Genomic DNA, 6,740 nt, shown 5'->3' with positions numbered 1-6,740 from the left:
GAGGGCTTCTTTTTGGGCATTTGTCAGGGTAATTTTCATGGACACAATCTTGATCTGATAGGAAGGAAAAATCAAGCAGCTTCAATTACGATGGGTATATATGAAATTAAAACGGTGACCCCGGTTGACATTCACTCGCATGTTTTCTTTTATGGTAATTACATTTTGCAATTATATTTGTTGTAAGGAGTATTTTATGGCTCATCCACTTACCGGCTCGGCACGTATCAGAAATTTTATTGAACGAGAAAGAAATGCAGGAAGGTATTGGAGGCAACTCGATAATGTGCGTTCTTTCGCTTACAATGGCTCTGTGATTACCACTTGGCGTGTACCTTATCCTCTTTTGTATTTAACGTTTGATTATGATGGTATCCCATCGGCAATAGCCTATTTTACCGGACCACATACGCATCTGACGTTATATCAGTCTCACACTTGGAATGCGAACAATCTGGATCAAATTCCCGACGCTTTCTATAACGTCATTAACTCAATGCAACATAACTGGTAACTGGCATGAATAGTACTCATATTTTCTCATTAATTTATTATCAATATCCCGTTTATCAAAAATGGGATTGAGCACAATATCGTGACATGTCACACCATCACAATTTTATCTCATGCCAGCACAATAAATTCAGTGTTTTCACCTGAAAGGAGTCGTGTATGGGCGCTTATCGAAGTGTTAATCTTTTGATATTTATGAAAATTGAAGCATAAAATACGTTTTTAATGTGCAAGAGAATGGCACATCCCGCTCTTTTGGGAAACATTCAAAATATAGAGAGGTTTATTATGGCTATGGGGATGAGAATGCATCTTTCTGAGAGAGTTTTAATTTTCGTTGGACAAGAAGCCAGATTTGGAAGAATGTGGAAACGAGGGCCAGATTGGAGTATCTCTGACCTGTATTTTTCACCAGATCCCAACTGCATCAATCCAGCAAATGCATGGCCTCATTTGCATCTCGGTTACACCTATCAAGATACATTACGTTATTTAGGGGGGAAGACTCGAAATCTACAACGCATTGAAATATTTAAACATAATTATTGGAATATACAGGCAATTACACAATTTTCTCAGCCGATGCAACTGGCAATATTGAGTGTCCAAACATTTTGGACACCTCCACCACTCAGATAAAATCTTATGGCATAGTCAAGCAGATTACATTTTACGAAGGCTCTGCTAATCCAAAAGAGCCTCCATAATAAATTGTGACATGCCACACCATCACAATTTTACCTCATGCCAACCTAGCGTAGCCCAACAGGCAGAATCACCAGACAAGCAACATTCCGTCACTGGCAGTGCATCACCACATTTTGCACATTTCTGTACTGCCAGTGACTGCATTTTCTGCTGCACCTCCGCATCATCTTTACGAATCAACAACGCCAGATATTCAGCAACGTCATACGGATCACAACCCGGCCGTCTCAGTGAACAATTTTGTTTCAGCATCGCCAGCTCCTGATTATCAAGCAGCACTTCTATTTTGGTGACGACAGAATCTTTCTGGCGTTGACGCTGGGCGGCTTTACGTTCTGCGGGAGATTTATACGCAATAAACTTGAAGATGCATGATAGGATACAATTCATATTATTGATTTTAAACTGTTAATTTAAAAATCAACCCAGCATTTTGAAGTTAGATGAGTATAGCCATGAGATTTACCACCGTGCATGAGGCAATCGACATAAAAACAATTCTTCAAATTCCTGTTTTGAATAGTGTTCACTCATCCGTTCTTTATCCAAAAAATTGTCATTATCAAACAGCGTGACCGTATCGAAAAAAGCTGTAGCACCAAAGATACGATTTTGGGTAAAAAATCGCTTATAAGCCTCCTCGCCCTATCTAATGAACATGAATTGATTGATTCCTTACATCCCTATTTTCTCAGTATTAGTGATAAATACCCAGCTAAATACTGGCATCCCAAACTTAAAATAGTAGAGGAAGATGAACTGATAAAAGTAGTGCGTCAATGGTTTTTTGAAGCAGAATTTTTCAAAAAAATTCCTGACTTAGCTGCTCAAAATGTCATTGCTGGATTTTACGAATTACTGGAACCATTTATCACTACAGCATCCATTTACAAACTTGATATTGCACCACCTGTTTGGTACGGCTGTCTTTGGGATGATTTTGTGATTGAGAATGAACTAGGACGATTTCTACTGGGTTTTAGCTGCACTGACTGAGCCTATGTAAGAAAAAACCCGCGCGGTGCGGGTTCTTTTTGAATTTCGTCGCTTGCGGGTGCAACTTTGCAAAGCATATACGAAAACGTTAACTCGATTGCTCAAAAAGTCAAACTTTTTTAATCAACATAGTACCTTGTCTTTCCAATTCATCACACATCGGTCTGTAAAGCATAAACTCTGCTACCCTTAACCAGTTTTCAACCCGGCGGCGACAGGTTGACAGAGAAGTTTCAGGGCGACGTAGGGTGTCGTTAGAAATTTTGATAAAACTATGCTGCGCCATTCTTGATCCCTTAAGGTAATGGCACAGCAGCGTATGTTTAGGTTCGGATGTTCAGATCGATGGAATGATTTTAACGGGTGACAAACCGTTATGCTACTGAGAATTTTTTCTTAGTATTCTGAACCAAGAAATTCACAAAATTCGCTATCTTAGTCTGAATGCTGAAATCTTGTGATTCGTTGACTAACAAATTCGTCAAACTCGTTGTCTGGCTCTGAACATTGGACTTTAGGATTATACCAACAATACATCCCATAGTTTGGATCATGCCTCTCTTGCCCATCCCTTTCCCCTAGCGAACTATTATCACGTCCTTTATCAATAAAATAACGGGGTATATTAGACATTGGACGATAAGCTGTCGTTACACATATTCTCGTTCCTCCTAACGAGCCTTTAACTGGCATATTGATATGATTAGCTAGTTCTTGAGCAAGCCCATTTGCTCCAGAGTAGCAAGCTATGATTCTGACACTTTGGATATCTTGTCCTCTTTGTTTTATATCCGCTAATAATGCTTTGATTGTTTGGCAAAAATTATTTAGATTCATTCCAGGATTATATATACATGACCCCGCAAATAATATTGGATAGCCGACTGGAGAGCTATGCCCCACAATATTGAGCCTATATCCAATCTTATGTTTTGGTCTATCTAAGAAATAATGAAATCGCTTCTCCTGATGAAAATTCACCTCAGTTGTTCTCTGAACCAGCTCACCATCAGTCATAGCCGTAATATTGGAAATCGTATGCCGATACTGTCCCATACTTCCTCCTGCACTCAATGTTGCTTTTAATACTTGAGAGATACAATCTTCAAGTACCACGATACTCCAGAAATAACAATTTATAATGTTAATTTCAGTTCATGTCAGCCCAATGTATTCCAACAGGCCGCCTCACCGGAAAAACAGCATTCAGTCACAGGTAAAGATTTGCCACATTTTTGCAGCATTGTAGCTGTAGTTCAGCCATTTACTTAAAGTGTTTGTGTGCAATGAGCTACTGCCACTGCAAAGTAAAATGCAACAGCTCAATGACTGGCTTGGGGAAGAAGTGATCCGGTTTGCAACCTATTCGCTGAGTGACGATAACTGATCAAGAGGCTTTAGCCAAGACAATGGCCGTCTGTGCAGGCGGTCTTTTTTTATCTGACGTTAATCGGTGTTAGCCATTTACTCGCAAAGGTTCGGCGCTTTTGCATACTGACTTGGCGATTTAGACGAAGCCGGCTTACAAACAACATACCCGGCGTCCGCAAACCTAACATGCAGATACCAAGTCAGGGGAAGACCCGCAACGAACCCGATGACGGCCATCGCAAGAAGAATCATTATCAGGCGCTCATTTAATGTTGGCCCTCTTTTCCCTTTTTTTCTTTTTTTTTCTTCTTTTGCAGGCCTTCTGGCTTAAACGTCACATGTAAATAAATCCCCCAACATAAAAAATAAAAAATAAAAGGCGATAAAACAATAAGATTGAACATGACCCAAGAGAATTCAACCCTGTCCTCCATCTTAACGACCACAATCAGCTCACTGCCCACTAAATGCAATGCTTTTTATGCACCTGCACGGGAGCGCCGGAAGCGCTCCCACACTGGCGCTTGTCGGGGTAAGTGATCCTTGTTTGATCTTGCGGATTGATGCGGGGGAGTATGTGGATTTATGCAAGGTAAAAAATCCTCACTAAAAGTTTAAAAAAAAATAAGAAAACGAATGAATTTATTATGTGAAGACAAGTCCCACAAATTAAGGAATTTTTGATCATTTTTGGTTGGGGATTTTTTGAGTAGATATACGTATATTGAAACAGATTGAAAAATCAAAAATAAAGCACAAGTAATCATTTGAATAAATAGCAATAATTAGGACTAATTATCAAAAATCAGATCGAAACGCATTATCATCTGTTGAGTTCTATATAAAAGGAGGTATGTATAAACTCTTAACTCCTGTCCGGCCAGTGCCATGATGGCTCTTCCAATATATCCCTGCCAATAATATGTGTTTCGCCTAATCGCTTTTCAAGTTGAATAAACTGACAGAACGCAGAGTGCTGTAATGCTGAAATCAATACGGGAGAGTGTGAAACAACCCAGACCTGCGTCTGAGCTGATGCTTTTATGATCAACTTAGCCAATGAGGGTAAAAGCTCTGGGTGCAGACTGGTTTCCGGCTCATTCAGGATCATCATTGATGGCGGGCGCGGAGTCAGCAATGCCGCAATCCATAATAAATAACGCAATGTACCGTCTGATAATTCAGCACCGGAAAGAGAGCGCATCAGACCATGCTGCCGAAACTGTAATGTAAACAATCCTTCTTTGGAGCGGGAAATTGCTAAAGAAGCCCCCTGAAAAGCATCATTAACCGATTCATCTAATAACTTTGCATCACCAATTTCACGGATAGTTTGTAACGCAGCAGCCAGATCACGCCCATCATGGTGCAATACCGGGGTACGGGTTCCAATCTGAGCCTTACGGGCAGGGGCATCACTATCAGTCCGGAAGTGATCATAGAAACGCCAGCCACGAATAAACTCTCGCATATGAAAAACTTCCGGAGCCATTGCAGGGTCAGCAAGCTGATCATACATACTGGTGAAACTATTGATATGCTCTGAAACAATTTTCCATTTCCGCCCATCGCGAACCCGACTTATCGGCCCTTTTCGTTCTACCAATACGCCTGCTGGGTGATAACGCCCTCCTCCCCAAATACACTCCTGTTTAATTTCCGGATCTAACGCAAAAGCAGAGCTTGATGGGTGCGGCAAACCAAAGGAAATAGAATAACCAAATGAATCCGTAGAAAAACCAAGACGTAACCGTTTTACTTCTTTTCTAACTCCTCCCTGCACTGGAGAGTGCCCAGCTCGTACCAAAGCTGAAAAATTTTCCGGCCCGGCCCAAAATGCAGAATCCAGCCCACCTTCAAGTGCCAGAGAATTCACAACACCACCTTGTGCAGTTTCAGATAATAAACGCAATGCCCGGTATAAATTCGATTTACCGCTACCGTTTGCACCTGTAATTACGTTAAGAGGAGCAAGAGTTATACGAAGGTCACGAATAGAACGATAATTATTGATAGCTAATGTGGATATCATAAGCTCAATCTTTTCCTGATTATCAGTTTTATTTTCAGAAATAGCTAATTTAATGAAAATAATGATATCTATGGGGATATTATCCTTACCCAAAAGAATATAAATGGCAATCATTTTTGATGAAAAAGTAAATGCAAATCAAAGCCTCTTACAAAAGATTTACCTATAAATATTGTTATCGAATTAATTATTTACCTCTGTAAAAAGTCACTCTAACATTTCTTTATAGCGCTCTATTTTTTCTCTATTTTTTTCCACAAATTTTTTCCACTCTGAACTTTTTGATTTATTCAAACAAGAGATATCTATTTTTTTACAGATAGAGAAATTATTGGTTGATAAATCAACCAACTTTGTTAGTGCAACTATATTAATGCCCACTTTATTCGATTTACTCTTATCTCCACTAAGCACTCTATTAATCTGGGATATAATAGAACCAGCTACCTGCCCTTTTGCTTTATTTTCTGATATACAGTTCTTTAAAAAAGGTTCACCAACAGCAGTTCCGGCAACTTCACAAGCTAAAATTATTTTCTGCCCTTTACGTAATGTCAGTGCATAATCCTGAAAATCATTACTCAATGCTGCGTGAACAGTGTCTAAAAAACTCCCCGCACTTAATGCAATGAAAACCTTACCATCAGAAGAATAATTATTTATACTTTTAATTAACCCGGAAATAATGACTTTTTTATATTTTAAATCTTTATTTGCTCTCACTTCATTCTCTGCGTATCTTCTATACAAATCTTTCGAGGTTATATAAATATACCCATAGTCACCAGATTTTTTTTCGCCATGAAATAATAATTTCACATCATTATCAACAAGATATTTTGCAAATTTCGCATCATTTTCAGTAAAAGGAATAACATTGCCATTTGCCACAGCACTCTTCAAAAAAAATAAAGAACCCATCGCAAAAATCAATACCGTCAGTTTTTTAATCATAATCAACAACCTAAATTTCAACCCGACAAAATTTCCACATTTTAAAAAGCCATTTACTGATGAATTTCATTCACATTACTCTGAACAATAGCCAAAGTAAAACATTACCAGTTGTTATAATTAAACAAAAATGTAACGATATGATTGACTATCTTCATTCGATAGA

9 protein-coding genes and 2 pseudogenes are annotated in these 6,740 nt (G+C 38.9%); 5 read left to right on the top strand and 6 right to left on the bottom strand.

The annotated features are described in order from the left end of the window. From Xinn_RS22405 to Xinn_RS07640, 3 genes are all read left to right on the top strand, one after another. The coding region (locus Xinn_RS22405; RefSeq protein WP_211286006.1) for a hypothetical protein at positions 1 to 186 on the top strand (186 nt) is incomplete at its 5' end. A 10-nt stretch (positions 187 to 196) separates the two neighbouring features. Beyond that, positions 197 to 514, top strand: a complete 318-nt coding sequence (locus Xinn_RS07645; protein WP_086956364.1) for a hypothetical protein — start codon at positions 197 to 199, stop codon at positions 512 to 514. Positions 515 to 750: 236 nt separating this feature from the next. Next, positions 751 to 1,152: a hypothetical protein gene (locus Xinn_RS07640; RefSeq protein ID WP_086956363.1), complete on the top strand. Its 402-nt coding sequence runs from the start codon at positions 751 to 753 to the stop codon at positions 1,150 to 1,152. 90 nt (positions 1,153 to 1,242) lie between these two features. Here the strand turns inward: Xinn_RS07640 and Xinn_RS07635 are convergent, their stop codons facing one another. After that, entirely contained in the window at positions 1,243 to 1,611 is a 369-nt protein-coding gene (locus tag Xinn_RS07635) for a hypothetical protein (protein ID WP_086956362.1), read from the bottom strand. Between the two features lie 132 nt (positions 1,612 to 1,743). On the opposite strand from Xinn_RS07635, the gene Xinn_RS07630 reads away from it, so the two are divergent. Beyond that, a complete protein-coding gene (locus Xinn_RS07630) occupies positions 1,744 to 2,217 on the top strand; it encodes a hypothetical protein (RefSeq protein ID WP_086956361.1) in 474 nt (157 codons plus the stop codon). A 109-nt stretch (positions 2,218 to 2,326) separates the two neighbouring features. Here Xinn_RS07630 and Xinn_RS07625 read toward each other — a convergent pair whose 3' ends face one another. Beyond that, positions 2,327 to 2,503 carry a DUF1133 family protein gene (locus Xinn_RS07625; protein WP_086956360.1) on the bottom strand — a complete coding sequence of 59 codons (177 nt, stop codon included), beginning with the start codon at positions 2,501 to 2,503 and terminating at the stop codon, positions 2,327 to 2,329. Positions 2,504 to 2,652: 149 nt separating this feature from the next. After that, a complete protein-coding gene (locus tag Xinn_RS07620; protein ID WP_143706549.1) occupies positions 2,653 to 3,333 on the bottom strand; it encodes a hypothetical protein in 681 nt (226 codons plus the stop codon). Positions 3,334 to 3,487: 154 nt separating this feature from the next. Between Xinn_RS07620 and Xinn_RS22645 the strand changes: the two are divergent. Further along, positions 3,488 to 3,604, top strand: a pseudogene (locus Xinn_RS22645) (phage portal protein); the annotation flags it as partial. A 77-nt stretch (positions 3,605 to 3,681) separates the two neighbouring features. On the opposite strand, the pseudogene Xinn_RS23405 reads toward Xinn_RS22645, so the two are convergent. The 3 genes and pseudogenes from Xinn_RS23405 to Xinn_RS07600 form a co-directional block, all read right to left on the bottom strand. Continuing rightward, a pseudogene (locus Xinn_RS23405) lies at positions 3,682 to 3,858 on the bottom strand (DUF1240 domain-containing protein); the annotation flags it as partial. A 595-nt stretch (positions 3,859 to 4,453) separates the two neighbouring features. Further along, entirely contained in the window at positions 4,454 to 5,620 is a 1,167-nt protein-coding gene (locus Xinn_RS07605; RefSeq protein WP_086956645.1) for an AAA family ATPase, read from the bottom strand. A gap of 207 nt (positions 5,621 to 5,827) precedes the next feature. Then, positions 5,828 to 6,574, bottom strand: coding sequence for an OB-fold protein (locus tag Xinn_RS07600; RefSeq protein ID WP_086956356.1), 747 nt, complete (start codon positions 6,572 to 6,574; stop codon positions 5,828 to 5,830). Positions 6,575 to 6,740: the final 166 nt, after the last annotated feature.

Origin of the sequence: Xenorhabdus innexi (genome assembly GCF_002632485.1) — a bacterium.
Lineage (GTDB): Bacteria > Pseudomonadota > Gammaproteobacteria > Enterobacterales > Enterobacteriaceae > Xenorhabdus > Xenorhabdus innexi.
The sequence above is the reverse complement of the archived record's forward strand: the minus strand, read 5'-3'. Positions and strand labels throughout refer to the sequence as shown.